The following is a 13,999-nucleotide window of genomic DNA, read 5'->3' on the forward strand; positions in this document are numbered from 1 at the left end:
GCCGCTCCGGCGTGCCCTCCGAGCGCGGGAAGAACTCGTACCAGGAGCCGTACAGGGCCCGTTCACGCTCGACGAGCAGCAAAAGGGGCTCGGAGGAGGTCACCAGCTCCCGCAGCGGATGCCGCGCCAGGACCTTGTCCACCTCGGGCGTCAGGGCGGCAGCCAGGCGCCAGGGGGCAGGCCGTTCCTCGTCGCGGAGGGCGGCGGCCGCGGCCAGCAGGATTTCCCGCTTCTTTGCCTTCGGGACCCCGGCGGCGGCCCGTTCGTAGAGCCGGGCGCCCTCCTCCAGGACCAGATCGGTGTCCATGCCCGCCGGGATCTTGATCTGTGCGTGGTGGCGCCAGGTGGTGACCGGATCTCCCCATGCCTCGACCTGGTAGGTCCAGAGGCCGGGTTTCCCGTCGACGGTGACGGTGGCGCCCCAGCGGTCGGTGCCGGGGGCCAGCTCCCGCATCGGCGTCCACGGGCCCGGGCGGCCCTTCGGGTCCTTCAGTACGACGTTGGCGGCGACGGCGTCATGGCCCTCGCGGAAGACGGTGGCGGTGACCTCGAACGACTCGCCGGTGACCGCTTTGGCGGGCCGGCGCCCCTGCTGGACCAGGGGGCGGACGTCGAGGACGGGTATGCGGCCGACGGCGGTGGCCTCGTCCGCGGGGGGTGGCGCACCGGGTGACGTACGCCGGGTCGGAGGTGCTGACGGTTGGTGCGTGGCGGGCATGACCGCTCCTGTCCGCGGCAACGAGGGTGTGGGCGGATGGGTGGTGGGGAGGTGGGTCCTGCGGGGTGTACCTGGTGTTGTACCGCTGCCTGGTGTCAATGCTGTGTCTGTGGGGTGTACCGGAGGAGCCTTCCCACCCTATTCGGGTGGGCAATCCGGCACTTTGTTAACTACTCAGCCGTATGTCTACGCACAAGACCGGCCCCGTTCTCGGCGAACGGGGCCGGTGGCGTGTTCGGGTACCAGAAACCGCTTTACGATCTCGGCACCCGCAGGAGCCTGTTCGGCGACCCGCGTCCCGCACCCGACACCTTCCCGCTCGCCGCCCCCGCAATCAGGGCCCCGGCGACCTGGGCGGGAGTCGCCCTGCGGTGCCGGGCGAGGTACAGGGCGGCGGCGCCCGCCACGTGCGGTGCCGCCATCGAGGTGCCCGAGTAGGTCGCCCGGCCGGTGTCGCTCGCGGACGAGTCCGAGGTGATCGCCACGCCCGGGGCGAACAGGTCGACGTCGGCACCGTAGTTGGAGAAGCCCGGGCGGGTGTCGGTACGGTCGGTGGCACCGACGGTGAGGGCCTGTGGCACGTCGGCCGGTGAGTAGCGGGCGGCCGGGAGGCCGTCGTTGCCGGCGGCGACCGTGTAGGTCACGCCTGCCTTGATCGAGTTCCGTACCGCGGTGTCCAGTTGGGCGCTGTGGTAACCGCCCAGGCTGAGGTTGGCGACCGCCGGTCTGCGGGCGTGCGCGGTGACCCAGTCGACACCGGCGATGACCTGGGCGGCGGTGCCCGCTCCGGTGTCGTCCAGGACCCGCACGGAGACGATCCGGGCCTTCTTGGCGACGCCGTACCGAGTGCCGGCGATGATGCCTGCGACATGGGTGCCGTGCCCGTTGCCGTCGCCGGCGGACCCGTCGTTCCCGACGAAGTCCCAGCCGTAGCTCGCGCGTCCGCCGAAGTCGGCGTGCGTGATGCGGACACCGGTGTCGATCACGTACACGGTGACGCCGGCGCCCGCCGACCCCGGCCAGGTGTACGACCTGTTCAGCGGGAGCCCCGCCTGGTCGACGCGGTCCAGCCCCCAGGACGGCGGGTTCTTCTGGGTGCGCGCCAGCCGCACCCGGCTGTCCTGGACGACGGAGGCGACCCGCGAGTCCGCGGCGAGCCGTCTGGCCTGTGCAGCGCTTGCTTCGACGGCGTAGCCGTTCAGCACGCTGCCGTAAGTATGGCTTATTTTCGCCCCATACCGGGCGGCGACGCCCCTCCCGGCCGCCGACGCCCCCTTGATCCCCTCCTTCAGCGTCACCAGATAACTCCCGCCGACCGAACCGGCCCGGCCGGCGCCGACGATGGTCCCCTCCGGTACGGCGTGCGCGGGCAGGGTGGCCGCCGACAGCACCGCGGCCGTGACGACCGCGGTCAAGCCCCCCACCAGACGCAGACGCCGGATACACGTCCGTGCCATGGCTGTGAGTCCCCCTCCTCAGCTCAGGGAGGCAGGGTCTCGTACGGGGCGAAAGCCGACAAGAAGGCACCGGGGGACGAAGACCGCTCCGCACCACATCCGGCCCGTGCGGTGTGTGGGGACGAAGGCCGCTCCGCACCACATCCGGCCCGTGCGGTGCCTGGGGGCGAAGACCGGCCTGCACTACATCCGGCTCGTGCGGTGTGTGGGGGCGAAGGCCGCTCCGCACCGCATCCGGCCCGTGCGGTGCCTGGGGGCGAAGACCGGCCTGCACCGCATCCGGCTCGTGCGGTGCGTGGGGGCGAAGGCCGCTCCGCACCGCATCCGGCCCGTGCGGTGCCTGGGGGCGAAGACCGGCCTGCACCGCATCCGGCCCGTCCGGCACCCGGGGACGAAGACCGCTCCGCACCACATCCAGCCCGTCCGGCGTTTGAGGACGAGGCCGTTCAGGCCGAAGCGGGGGTCTGGGGGCGGCAGCCCCCAGTGGTGCCCCCGACACCGGTACTGTCGGACAGACGCCGAGCCGCACAGGGTTGTACGGCTCCCCTTGCGAACTGCACGAGGTGGAATGTGAAGGCGATCCGTCGGTTCACCGTCCGTCCCGTTCTCCCCGACCCCCTCCGCCCCCTCAGCGACCTGGCCCGTAATCTGCGCTGGTCCTGGCACGCCGAGACACGTGACCTGTTCCAGGCCGTCGACCCCGAGCGCTGGGCCGCCTCGGAGGGCGACCCGGTGCGGCTGCTCGGCAGTGTGCCGCCGGCGCGCCTCGCCGAACTCGCCGGTGACCGCCGTTTCCTGCGCCGGCTGACCGCGGTCGCCGACGACCTCGGCGACTACGTGACCGGCGACCGCTGGTACCAGACCCGGCCGCAGTCGGCCGAACTCCCGGCCGCCGTCGCCTACTTCTCACCCGAGTTCGGTATCACCGCCGCCCTGCCGCAGTACTCCGGCGGCCTCGGCATCCTGGCCGGCGACCACCTCAAGTCGGCCAGCGACCTCGGCGTACCGCTGATCGGCGTCGGCCTGCTGTACCGGCACGGCTACTTCCGGCAGACCCTGTCCCGGGACGGCTGGCAGCAGGAGCACTATCCCGTCCTCGACCCCAACGAACTCCCCGTGGCGCTGCTGAAGGAGGCCGACGGCACCCCGGCGCACGTCACCCTCGCACTGCCCGGCGGCAGACTGCTGCGTGCCCGTATCTGGCTGGCCCAGGTCGGCCGGGTGCCACTGCTGATGCTGGACTCGGACGTCGAGGAGAACGACGTCGGCGAACGCGGGGTCACCGACCGGCTCTACGGCGGCGGCAGCGAGCACCGGCTGCTCCAGGAGATGCTCCTCGGGATAGGGGGTGTGCGGGCCGTCCGGACGTACTGCCGTCTCACCGGCCACCCGGAGCCGGAGGTCTTCCACACCAACGAGGGCCACGCCGGCTTCCTGGGCCTGGAGCGGATCGGCGAACTGGTGGCCGCCGGGCTGGACTTCGACGCGGCCCTGGAGGCGGTCCGCGCGGGCACGGTCTTCACCACCCACACCCCCGTCCCGGCCGGTATCGACCGCTTCGACCGTGAGCTGGTCGCCCACCACTTCGGTGCCGACGCCGAACTCCCCGGGATCGCGGTCGAGCACATCCTGCGGCTCGGCATGGAGACCTACCCCGGCGGCGAGCCCAACCTGTTCAACATGGCCGTGATGGGGCTGCGGCTCGCCCAGCGCGCCAACGGGGTCTCGCTGCTGCACGGCAACGTCAGCCGGGAGATGTTCTCCGGGCTCTGGCCGGGATTCGACCCCGACGAGGTGCCGATCACCTCGGTGACGAACGGGGTGCACGCCCCGACCTGGGTGGCCCCGGAGGTGGTCCGGCTGGGCGCCCGGCAGCTCGGCGACCGCCGTACCGAGGAGGCGCTGACCGTAGGCGGTCCGGAACGCTGGGACGCGGTCGCCGAGGTCGCCGACCAGGAGATCTGGGAGCTGCGCCGCAGCCTGCGGGAGCAGCTGGTGCTGGAGGTGCGGGAGCGGCTGCGGGCGTCCTGGCGGCAGCGCGGCGCCGGTACCGCCGAGCTGGGGTGGATCGACGGCGTCCTGGACCCCGACGTGCTCACCATCGGATTCGCCCGGCGCGTCCCCTCGTACAAGCGCCTCACGCTCATGCTGCGCGACCGCGACCGGCTGATGGACCTGCTGCTGCACCCCGAGCGGCCGATCCAGATCGTGGTGGCCGGAAAGGCGCACCCGGCCGACGACGGCGGCAAGCGGCTGGTCCAGGAACTGGTCCGCTTCACCGACGACCCGCGCGTCCGTCACCGCGTCGTCTTCCTGCCCGACTACGGCATGGCGATGGCGCAGAAACTCCTGCCCGGCTGTGACATCTGGCTCAACAACCCCCTCCGCCCCCTGGAGGCGTGCGGGACGAGCGGGATGAAGGCGGCGCTCAACGGCGGCCTCAACCTCTCCGTCCTGGACGGGTGGTGGGACGAATGGTTCCAGCCGGACTTCGGCTGGGCGATCCCGACGGCGGACGGCGCCGGCACCGATCCCGACCGCCGGGACGACATCGAGGCCGCCGCGCTGTACGACCTGCTGGAGCAGCGGGTGACCCCGCGGTTCTACGAGCGTGGCCGCAGCGGTCTGCCGGACCGCTGGATCGAGATGGTCCGGCAGACCCTGACCCTGCTGGGACCCAAGGTGCTGGCGGGCCGCATGGTCCGGGAGTACGTGGAGCGCCTCTACACCCCGGCGGCCCACGCCCACCGGTCCATGACCCCGGACACGGCCCGTGAACTGTCCGCCTGGAAGGGCAGGGTGCGGGCCGCCTGGCACGGCGTCTCGGTGGACCACGTCGAGACGGCCACCGCCACGGCCACCGCCGAACTCGGCACCACCCTCGCCCTGCGCGTCCGCGTCCGCCTCGGCGACCTCGCCCCCGACGACGTGGAGGTCCAGGCCGTCTCCGGCCGGGTCGACCCGGAGGACCGCATCACGGACGCGACGACGGTCCCGCTGAAGCCGATCGCCGGCCCCGACCTGGAGGGCCACTGGACCTTCGAGGGCCCCCTCTCCCTGGACCGCACGGGCCCCTACGGCTACACGGTCCGCATCCTCCCCACCCACCGCCTGCTGGCGTCCGGCGCGGAGCTGGGACTGGTGGTGGTGCCTGCGGAGGGGGCGGTGACGGGGGCCGGGGTGCTGATGCGCTGAGGTTCGGAGAGGCCCGGAGGGCGGGTGGGCTCCGCTCGCCCTCGCTCCCGTCCGTTCGGGGGCCCGGTTGTCGGAATCGCGTCAGAATTCCGGAGCCGGATCAGCGCAGAGGCGGCGCAGCACGGACCCGCACCGCCGCGCATACGCGTGCTGCAGCCCGCGGGCCGCGGCGCCGCCCGCGCGGGCGTACCACTTGGCGGGTCTGCTGAAGGCGGCGACCGTGAGCCAGACCGTGCCGTCGCCGGTGCGGTCGACCACGAAGGCCTCTTCGCCGCTTTCGGGGTGGCCGGTGAGGGTGCCGTACGCCCAGCCGGCGCGGCGAGACTCCTCGGCCGTCCAGACGATCCGGCAGGGCGCCTTGATCAGACCGGCCAGGGTGACGGTGACGTCGACGCCGGGGGCCGCGCGGTCGGCGGTGGCGTCGATGCCCACGCCGAGGGCGCGGTGGAGTTCCCAGGTGAGGACCGCCTCGGCGGCCCGGTGGAAGACTTCCTGGCCCTCGCCTATGCGCGTGCGCACGTGCAGGGGGTGGAAGCCCGGTGGGCAGGCGGCGAGGTTGTCGCGGGTGGCGCCGACCGCCTCGTACGTGAAGGACATGGGAGAGAGCGTAGGGCGGGCCCCCGGGACGTCTTCTCCCCGGGGGCCCGCCCGTGCTGCTCAGGCGGGGTCAGCTGACGTTGACCGCCGTCCAGGCCGCCGCCACCGCGTTGTACTCGGTGGAGCCGGAGCCGTACAGCGCGGCCGCCGCGGACAGCGTGCCGGTGCGGGCCGACTTGTAGTTGGTGGTCGAGGTGAAGTACGTGGTCAGGGCCTTGTACCAGATCTGGAGGGCCTTGGCCCGGCCGATGCCGGTGACCGTGGAGCCGCTGTAGGTCGGGGAGTTGTAGGACACCCCGTTGATCGTCTTCGAGCCGCTGCCCTCGGACAGCAGGTAGAAGAAGTGGTTCGCGACACCGGACGAGTAGTGCACGTCCAGGTTCTTCACCGACGAGGACCAGTAGTCGGCGCTGCCGCCGTCCTTGCTGGGCTTGTCCATGTAGCGCAGCGGGCTGCCGTCGCCGTTGATGTCGATCTTCTCGCCGATGAGGTAGTCACCGGGGTCGGAGGTGTTGTTGGCGTAGAACTCGACGCCGGTGCCGAAGATGTCGGAGGTGGCCTCGTTCAGGCCGCCGGACTCGCCCGAGTAGTTCAGGCCCGCGGTGTTGGCGGTGACGCCGTGGCTCATCTCGTGGCCGGCCACGTCCAGCGAGGTCAGCGGGTGGGTGTTGCTGTCACCGTCGCCGTAGGTCATGCAGAAGCAGCTGTCGTCCCAGAAGGCGTTGACGTACGAGCTGCCGTAGTGGACGCGGGAGTAGGCGCCGACACCGTCGTTCTTGATGCCGCTGCGGCCGAAGGTGTCCTTGTAGAAGTCCCAGGTCTCCTGCGCGCCATAGGCGGCGTCGGCGGCCGCGGTCACGTCGGTGGTGGAGCTGGAGGCGGTGCCGGTGCCCCACGTGTTGGTGGTGTTGGTGAACAGGGTGCCGGTGCCGGAGCTGGTGGTGTGCTTCAGGTTGTACGTCTTGTGGCCGCCGCGCGAGGCGTCGGTCAGCGAGTACGTCGAGCCCGACAGCGTGGTGGTGAGGCTGACCGTGCCGGAGTACAGGGTCTTGCCGGTGCCGGTGGCGTTCTCGATGCCCTGGTACTCGAAGAGCTTCTTGCCGGTGGCCGCGTCGGTGATGACGTGCAGCTGGTTGGGGGTGCCGTCGTCCTGGAAGCCGCCGACGACCGTCTCGTAGGCGAGGACGGGGGTGCCGGAGCCGGCCCAGATCACCTTGCGGGCGCCGTCGGCGGCCGACCTGGTGGAGCCCAGCGTCTTCGCGGCGGCGAGGGCCGTCTTCTCGGCCTTGGCCGCGGTGAGCTGCGGCTTCAGGGAGGCCACCTTGATGGTCGCCTTGGTCGCCTTGGTGACGCCCTCGGTCTTGCCGGCCTTCGAGGTGTGCACGACGATGTCGCCGCCGAGGACGGGCAGGCCCGCGTAGGTGCGCTCGTAGCGCGTGTGGACCGTGCCGTCGACGTCCTTCACGACGTCCTTGACGACCAGCTTCTCCTTGGCGCCGAGGCCTATCTGCTTGGCCGTCTCGGCGACGTGCGCGTCCGCCTTCTGGATCAGGGCGGTGCGGGCGGCGTTGGAGAGCAGCGTGGGGGCGGCGGCCAGCGGCTTCTTGTCGACGGCCGAGGCGTTCGCAGTCATACCGGTGGTGAGGAGGGCGCCGGCGGCGACAGCAGTGGCGATGGCGAGCGTGGTGCGCTTGTGACGCGCGTAGAGGGGGCTCACTCAAGCTCCTTCAGGATGTGGGGAGTCGGGGCGGCGTGGGGTTACCGGCCCGGCTTTGGTGATGTGAAGTTGCTGTGCTGTGCGACGGGTGAAGGAAGAGTGACATCAAGGTCGCGTACATGTCAGGACCCTGAAGTGATGTTGGCCGAAAAGCAGGTGTTGGGTGAACATTGCGGCCATGTAAAAAGGGCGCCGCCCGAGGGGAGGTTCCCCTGGACGGCGCCCGGTGCGCGCGGCTGTTACCTGTGGTTACGGGAAGGTCAGCTTCCACCCGTTGATCGTGCCGACGTCCTGCGCGGCCTGGTCCTGGACCTTCAACTTCCAGGTGCCATTGGCCGATTCCGAGGAGGCGTTCACCGTGTAGGTGTCCGTCACGTCGTCCGCCGAGTCCGACGAGCTGAAGTTCTTCAGGCGGTACGACGTCCCGCTCGGACCGACGAGGTCGATCACCAGGTCGCCGCGCCACGTGTGGCTGATATTCGGCGTTACCTGCAAGTTGCTCGGCGCGTTCCCGGTCCGCCCGGAGACCGTGATCGACGAGGTGACCGCGGGCCCGTTGTCCGGAATCGACACCGGTGTGGTGCTCTCGTACGAGGTGCCCGTACCGCCACCGCCGCCGGACCGCGAGCCGACCGCCACGGCCGCCCAGGCGTCCTGCACCGCCTTGTACTCGGTGCTCGTGGTGCCGTACAGGTCACCCGCCGCCGCGAGGGTGCCGGTGCGGGCGGCCGCGTAGTTGGTGGTCGAGGTGAACTTGGTGGTGAGCGCCCGGTACCAGATCTGCAGCGCCTTGTCCCGGCCGATGCCGGTGACCGGAAGGCCGTCCTTCGTGGGCGAGTTGTAGCTGACGCCGTTGATGACCTTGGCGCCGCTGCCCTCGCTCAGCAGGTAGAAGAAGTGGTTGGCCACGCCCGACGAGTAGTGCACGTCGAGGCCGCCGACCGACGAGGACCAGTAGTCGGCGCTGCCGCCGTCCTTGCTGGGCTTGTCCATGTAGCGCAGCGGGGTGCCGTCGCCGTTGATGTTGATCTTCTCGCCGATGAGGTAGTCGCCCACGTCGGAGGAGTTGTTGGCGTAGAACTCGACGCCGGTGCCGAAGATGTCGGAGGTCGCCTCGTTCAGGCCGCCGGACTCGCCGCTGTAGTTGAGACCGGCCGTGTTCGACGTGACGCCGTGGCTCATCTCGTGGCCGGCCACGTCGAGGGCGGTCAGCGGGTCCGCGTTGCCGGAGCCGTCGCCGTAGGTCATGCAGAAGCAGCTGTCGTCCCAGAACGCGTTCACGTACGAGTTGCCGTAGTGGACGCGGGAGTAGGCGCCGACGCCGTTGTTCTTGATGCCGCTGCGGCCGAAGGTGTTCTTGTAGAAGTCCCAGGTCTCGGCGGCCCCGTAGTGCGCGTCGGCGCCCGCGGTGGCGGCGTTCGACGTGGTGCCGTTGCCCCAGGTGTTGCTCGACTGCGAGAACAGCGTGCCGGTGCCCGAGGTGCCGTGGTTCAGATTGTACGTCTTGTGGCCGCCGCGGTCGCCGTCGGTCAGGTTGTACGTCGAGCCCGACTGGGTCGTCGACAGCGACACCGTCCCGCTGTACTGGGTGTTGCCGGTGCCGGTGGCGTTCTCGATGCCCTGGTACTCGAAGAGCTTCTTGCCGGTGGCGGCGTCGGTGATGACGTGCAGCTGGTTGGGGGTGCCGTCGTCCTGGAAGCCGCCGACGACCGTCTCGTAGGCGAGGACGGGGGTGCCGGAGCCGGCCCAGATCACCTTGCGGGCGCCGTCGGCCGCGGACTTGGTCGAGCCCAGCGTCCTGGCGGCGGCGAGGGCGGTCTTCTCGGCGCTCGCCGGGCTCTTGGCCGGGGTGAGGTCGGCGACCTTGAGCGTGTGGCCGTTCGCCTTGACGACCCGCTCGGTGGCGCCCGACTTGGCGGTGTCGACGATCAGGTCGCCGCCGAGCACCGGCAGACCGGCGTAGGTGCGCTCGTAGCGGGTGTGCAGGGTGCCGTCGGCGTCCTTGACGACGTCCTTGACGATCAGCTTCTCCTGGGCGCCGAGGCCTATCGCCTTGGCGGTGGCGGCCCGTTCGGTGCTCGCGTCGCGGAGCAGTTCCGCGCGCTGCGAGGGGGAGAGCTTGACGGCCGCGTGCGCCGGGTTGATCCGGCCGGTCTGCGGGGCTGCCGGGGCTGCGCTGGCGGCGCCCGACTGGACGGCGGCGGCGATCAGGGCGCTGACGCCCGCGAGGGCCACTGCTGCGGTGCGGCGGTACGTGCTGTGGGGGGTGCGTCTGCGAGAGGAACTGCTTCTCAACACTGACTCCTTCTGCGTGGCCGTGGGTCACACGGCCAGGGGAGATCCGGACGGCGGGTGGGCCGGCCGGGCAGAACTGGGCGAAACGCGGAACCATGTGCGTGTGCAGTGCCGGACCCGACAGCAGCGGTGGGGTGAATCTGTGGGGTTGCTGTGAGTCGGCCGTGGGAAGAGTGGCAGCAGAAAACGCCACCTGTCAGGACCGCGTCACAAACTTGGCCGGAAATCGTCCGTTGTCCGGATGTTCATGTTCGGTATGCGGATTGTTGAGGGGACGTAGAGGGAGGCGCCGGGGCGGCGCCGAGGGCGGGCGCGGGGACCGGGGCCTCAGGGTGCCTTGTCGCCGTGCCAGGTCGCCCACAGCGCCGCGTACGCCCCGCCCGCCGCCACCAGCTCCTCGTGCGTGCCGAGTTCGGTGAGGAGGCCGTCCTCCATCACGGCCACCCGGTCGGCGTCATGGGCGGTGTGCAAGCGGTGCGCGATGGCGATGACCGTACGGCCTTCGAGTACGGCGGCCAGGGCGCGCTCGGTGTGCCGGGCGGTCGCCGGATCCAGCAACGCGGTCGCCTCGTCCAGGATCAGCGTGTGCGGGTCGGCCAGCACCACCCGGGCCAGCGCCAGTTGCTGGGCCCGGGAGCCGTCGGTGGCCGGCCCGCCCGAACCGCCCGTGCCGATCGGGGTGTCGAGGCCGGTGGGCAGGCCGCGCACCCAGTCGTCGGCGCCGACGGCGGTCAGCGCCGCCCACAGGTCGGCGTCGGTCGCGGCCGGTTCGGCGATCAGCAGGTTCTCCCGGACCGTGCCGAGGAAGACGTGATGCTCCTGGGTGACCAGGACGACCTGGCGGCGCAGCCGTTCCGGTTCAAGACCGGCGATCGGCACCCCGCCCACGGTCACCGTGCCCGACCCCGGCGCGTCGACGCCCGCCAGCAGCCGGCTCAGCGTCGTCTTCCCGGCGCCGGACGGTCCCACCACCGCGAGCCGCTCACCGGGCCGCACCGTGAGGTCCACCCCGCGCAGCACCTCGCCGCCGCGCTCGTAGGCGTACCGCACCCCGCGCACGTCGATCCGGTCGTCCGCCGGAGCCGGCGCCGCACTGTCCGACGCCGCCCGCGGGGCCCGTGCCAGCCCCTCCACCCGGGCGAACGAGGCACTGCTGGACTGGAGTTGCTCCACCCGCATCAGGATCTGGTCCAGCGGTTCCGTGAACTGCCGCAGATACAGCGCCGCCGACACCACCACGCCGACGCCGGCGTGCAGCAGCCCGCCGACCAGCAGCACCCCGGCCACCGGCACCGTGTACGACACCTCGACGGCCGGGAAGAACACGGTCCGCAGCCACAGGGTGTAGAACCGGGCCTTCCGGTTGGTCTCCAGCGCGTCCCGGCTCGCCGCGATCCGCTGTTCCTGGAGCCGGAACGCCTCCACCGTGCGGGCCCCCGCCACCGTCGCCGTGACGATCTCCGCGACGCCGCTGGTGGCCGCGCCCTCGGCGAGATAGCCGTCCCGGGCCCGGCGCAGATACCAGCGCAGCGCGAACCAGACCGGGGTCAGCCCGAGCACCCCGAACGCGGCCAGCAGCGGGTCGAGGACGAACACCGCGCCCATCACGAACAGCGCCTGCACCGTGCAGACCAGCAGTTCGGGCCCGGCGTCCCGCAGGGTGGTGCCGACGGTGCTCACGTCGCCCGTGCCGCGCGCGGTCAGGTCGCCGGTGCCGGCCCGCTCCACGACCGACGCGGGCAGCGCCAGTGCCCGGTCCACGAACTCCTCGCGGACGCGGGCCAGTGTCCGCTCGCCGAAGCGGTGCCCGAGGTAGCGGGCGGAGCGGGCGAGCAGCAGCTGGGCGAGGGAGCAGAGCAGGATCCACAGGGCGAGGCGGTCCACGGCGCCGACCCCGCGGCCGGCCCGTACCTCGTCCACGATCCGGCCCACCAGCCAGGGGCCTGCGAGGCCGGTGCCGGCCGCCGCCGCGTTCAGCAGCAGCGCGGCGGCGAAGGGCCCGCGGTCCGCCTTCACCAGGCGGAGGGTGGCCCGGCGTACGTCGGCGCGTCCGGCGACCGGCAGCTGACCTGTCGTCACCGTACGACCTCCTCGTCCTCCGTGTCCCGGGCCACGAGGGCGCGGTAGCCGGGTTCGTCCTCCAGCAGTCCCTCGTGCGTGCCGGTCGCGGCGACCTTGCCGTCGACGAGGAAGACCACCTCGTCGGCGTGGGCCAGGAGCAGTGGGGAGGTGGTGGTGAGGAGGGTGGTGCGGCCGTCGCGGGCGGCACGGAGGCGCTCCGCCACGAGGGCCTCGGTGTGGGCGTCGAGGGCGGAGGTGGGTTCCACGGCGAGGAGGACCTCGGGGTCGGTGAGCAACGCCCTTACGAGGCGGATCCGTTGGCGCTGGCCGCCGGAGAGGTTGCGGGCCTGGGCGTCGATGGGGGAGTCGAGGCCGTGGGGGAGGGCCTGGACGATGTCGTCGGCCGCGGCCGCGTGGAGGGCTCGGGTGATGTGCGCGTCAGGGGGTGCGGCTTGAGGTGCCTCGGCGGGTGCGGGTGAGTGGGGGCTTGTCGCGCCCACGCGGCGGCAGCCGCACGTTTGCTGCAGCCCCGCCCCCCTTTGGGGCGCGCTGTGGCCGGCGTCCTGAGATGTGTGGTCGGTTGGGTCGTGGCTGGTCGCGCCCGCGCGGCGGCAGCCGCACGTTGGTTGCAGCCCCGCGCCCTTCTGGGGCGCGTTGCGGGCGCCCTTTTCGCACCGTCCCGCGCCAATCGCATTGCGCAGGGAGCCTGCGAACAGGTCGGCGTCGTTGTCGGCGACGAGGATGCGCGCGCGTACCTCCGCCAGGGGTACGGCGTCCAGTCGTACCCCTCCCCACGTCACGTCCGAGCGGGTGTAGCGGCCCAGGCGGTCCACCACCGCTCCCGCCTCCGCCGGGCCGGCGGTCACCAGGGCCGTCAGGCGGCCGGGCCGGACCCATACGCCCGACTCCGGGTCGTGCAGGACGGCCGGGTCGGCCGGGGGCCGCTCGGTGCCCTCGTCCGGTTGCGGCGCGTGGCGCAGGAGGTGTACGACCCTGCGGGCGGCCACCACGCCCCGGCTGAGTTGGTAGCCCATGTCGAGGAAGAAGGCCACCGGGCCCACCAGGACCGCGACATAGCCGTACACCGACACCAGCTGGCCCACCGTGATGTCGCCGCGGGCGGCCATCCGGGCCGCGAGCCAGGTCACCACCGCCAGGAACACCGTCGGCAGCCCCATGCCCAGCGCCTGGACCCAGCTGGCGACCGCGCCCACCCGGTAGCCCTGGGCGCGCAGGTGCACGGAGTCGCGGCGGAAGGCGTCCGCGAACAGCCCCTTGCCGCCGAGGCCGTTGAGGACACGGAGGCCGCCCGCGAGGTCGCCGATCCGGGCCGTGAGGACGCTCTGGCGTTCCCGGTACTCGGTCTCCCTGCCCTGCAGCCGCCGGGCCAGCGGGCCCGCGAGCAGGGCCACCACCGGCACCCCGAGCAGCACCACGCCGGTCAGCAGGGGCGAGATCGTCAGCAGGAGGCCGGCCACCACCGCGTACACGACGACCGCGCCCACCCCGGGGCCGACGACGGTCAGCGCCTGGGCGATGGTGTGCACGTCGCCGACGCCGATCGTCACGACCTCCCCGGCGCCGGCCCGGCGCGGCAGTTCGGCGCCGAGCCGTACGGTCTGCCCGACGAGCACCTTGACCGTGCGGAAGTACGCGTCCATCCGCACCCGGGTCATCGTGCGGTGGCGCATGATGCTGATCCACGCGTTGACCGCCCCGAGGACGAAGATCGCCGCCGTCCAGCCGGCGAGCACCCCCATACGGCCCGGCACCAGACCGTCGTCCACGGCCCGGGCCATCATGTACGGCGTCGCGGCCATCAGCGTCAGCCAGACACTGGCCAGCAGCGCCCCGGCGAGCGAACGGCCCCGCTGGCGGGTCACCAGCCACCACAGGTAGGACCAACCGCCGCGCGTGTCGGGCGTGCCCGGATCCTCGTACGCGTCGATCATCCTGCGA

General features: G+C 71.9%; 8 protein-coding genes. 1 reads left to right on the plus strand and 7 read right to left on the minus strand.

Translation table 11 applies throughout. The features are described from left to right. Positions 1 to 718, minus strand: a 718-nt coding sequence (locus ACFY0P_RS38785) for a maltotransferase domain-containing protein (protein ID WP_388924466.1), incomplete at its 3' end; no start/stop codon positions are given. Between the two features lie 254 nt (positions 719 to 972). After that, positions 973 to 2,175 carry a S8 family peptidase gene (locus ACFY0P_RS38790; RefSeq protein WP_388924470.1) on the minus strand — a complete coding sequence of 401 codons (1,203 nt, stop codon included), beginning with the start codon at positions 2,173 to 2,175 and terminating at the stop codon, positions 973 to 975. A gap of 570 nt (positions 2,176 to 2,745) precedes the next feature. On the opposite strand from ACFY0P_RS38790, the gene ACFY0P_RS38795 reads away from it, so the two are divergent. Next, on the plus strand, positions 2,746 to 5,370 hold the full coding sequence (locus tag ACFY0P_RS38795; protein ID WP_388924473.1) for a glycosyltransferase family 1 protein: 2,625 nt from the start codon (positions 2,746 to 2,748) through the stop codon (positions 5,368 to 5,370). 81 nt (positions 5,371 to 5,451) lie between these two features. Here ACFY0P_RS38795 and ACFY0P_RS38800 read toward each other — a convergent pair whose 3' ends face one another. The 5 genes from ACFY0P_RS38800 to ACFY0P_RS38820 form a co-directional block, all read right to left on the minus strand. Continuing rightward, positions 5,452 to 5,967: a DUF1990 family protein gene (locus tag ACFY0P_RS38800; RefSeq protein ID WP_388924476.1), complete on the minus strand. Its 516-nt coding sequence runs from the start codon at positions 5,965 to 5,967 to the stop codon at positions 5,452 to 5,454. Positions 5,968 to 6,037: 70 nt separating this feature from the next. Next, a complete protein-coding gene (locus ACFY0P_RS38805; RefSeq protein WP_388924479.1) occupies positions 6,038 to 7,684 on the minus strand; it encodes a M4 family metallopeptidase in 1,647 nt (548 codons plus the stop codon). A gap of 249 nt (positions 7,685 to 7,933) precedes the next feature. Next, positions 7,934 to 9,979 carry a M4 family metallopeptidase gene (locus ACFY0P_RS38810; protein ID WP_388924481.1) on the minus strand — a complete coding sequence of 682 codons (2,046 nt, stop codon included), beginning with the start codon at positions 9,977 to 9,979 and terminating at the stop codon, positions 7,934 to 7,936. 327 nt (positions 9,980 to 10,306) lie between these two features. Beyond that, a complete protein-coding gene (locus tag ACFY0P_RS38815) occupies positions 10,307 to 12,058 on the minus strand; it encodes an ABC transporter ATP-binding protein (protein WP_388924484.1) in 1,752 nt (583 codons plus the stop codon). Then, positions 12,055 to 13,992 carry an ABC transporter transmembrane domain-containing protein gene (locus ACFY0P_RS38820; RefSeq protein WP_388924487.1) on the minus strand — a complete coding sequence of 646 codons (1,938 nt, stop codon included), beginning with the start codon at positions 13,990 to 13,992 and terminating at the stop codon, positions 12,055 to 12,057. The genes ACFY0P_RS38815 and ACFY0P_RS38820 overlap by 4 nt, the downstream gene beginning before the upstream one ends. Positions 13,993 to 13,999 lie beyond the last annotated feature (7 nt).

This window comes from Streptomyces sp. NPDC001714 (genome assembly GCF_042892755.1).
GTDB lineage: Bacteria > Actinomycetota > Actinomycetes > Streptomycetales > Streptomycetaceae > Streptomyces.